The organism is Vibrio sp. 3-2(1), assembly GCF_963887575.1.
GTDB lineage: Bacteria > Pseudomonadota > Gammaproteobacteria > Enterobacterales > Vibrionaceae > Vibrio > Vibrio anguillarum.
Genome location: NZ_CAWPGB010000042.1, coordinates 1 through 1,258, shown reverse-complemented (window position 1 = coordinate 1,258; position 1,258 = coordinate 1). Strand labels below are relative to the sequence as shown.

General features: G+C 43.8%; 1 protein-coding gene. It reads right to left on the bottom strand.

What is annotated here, in order from left to right; all coding sequences use genetic code 11:
- Positions 1-8: 8 nt before the first annotated feature.
- A protein-coding gene (locus tag AACQ79_RS13080) for an IS3-like element ISVch4 family transposase (RefSeq protein ID WP_170899893.1) occupies positions 9-1,186 on the bottom strand; the annotation gives its coding sequence in 2 pieces (ribosomal slippage) (positions 9-928 and positions 928-1,186; 1,179 coding nt in all).
- Positions 1,187-1,258 lie beyond the last annotated feature (72 nt).

Below are 1,258 nucleotides of genomic sequence, written 5' to 3'. Positions count from 1 at the left end.
TGTAGTGGTCAACTAAAATTGGCCACGGTTTTAGAGTTTTCCCAATATAATCGTTCTGATTCATTGGGAGTTAGACCACCGTTATACTGATGTGGCCTGAGTTGGCAGTAATATCCGATAATGTAGCGGGTGATCTCTTGTTGAGCCTCAGCGAAGCTATGATAACCCACAGTTGGCACCCATTCCGTCTTCAAACTTCTAAAGAAGCGCTCTATCGGCGCATTATCCCAACAATTTCCTCGGCGAGATAAACTCTGTTTTATTTGAAAGCGCCACAGCAATTGACGGTATTTACGGCTGGTATAGTGACTGCCTTGATCGCTATGGAACATAACACCTTTAGGCTTACCACGAGACTCATAGGCCATCGAAAGAGCTTTGCCTGTTAGCCTAGAATCCGGTGATAAAGACATCGACCAACCGATCACTTTGCGGGCAAAAAGATCGATAACGACCGCTAAATACATCCACCGATTACCTGTCCAAATATACGTAACATCGCCAGCCCAGACTTCATTTGGAGCCGTAACAGCAAATTGACGACTTAAGTGATTTGGAACGTCAATATGTTCTTGTGAAGCCTTTCTGTAACGATGCTTTGGTTCTTGGCAGCTCACTAAACCAAGAGTTCTCATTAGCTTTGTTGCTCGGTATCGGCTCAGCTTTACACCCTGATTTGTGACTATATCTGCAATGGTTCTCGTTCCCGCAGAGCCATTGCTTGCGGCGTAAGCCTCGCTAATCAAGCTGCGCAGCTTTATTGTTTCCGCATTAATTAACGCTGGGCGTTTAAGCCAATAGTTATAACTACTTCGATGAACATTGAAGACTTCGCATAATATTTTTACGCTGTGGCTCTGCTTGAGTTTCTTGATTATCAAGAATTGTTCAGTGAGTCCGACATCAAGAGAGCCGTGGCTTTTTTTAGTATTTCATTATGCTCTTCAAGGCGCGCCAGCTTCTTTTTCAATTCCCGAATTTCTATTTGCTCAGGGGTCATAGGTGAAGCTTTCGGTGTTTTCCCTTGGCGTTCTTCTCTAAGCTGGCGAACCCATTTATCCATCGTGGACTTGCCCACATTCATGGCTTGGGCTGCTTCAGTCACTGAGTAATTTTGGTCTAAGACTAGCTGCGCTGCTTCTAACTTAAATTCTGCGCTAAATAGTCGTCTTGTATGTTTTGTCATAATGTCACCTGTTAACTTATGAGGTGATGATATCACCTCTAACTAAGTGACCAAATTCACTATGCCACTACA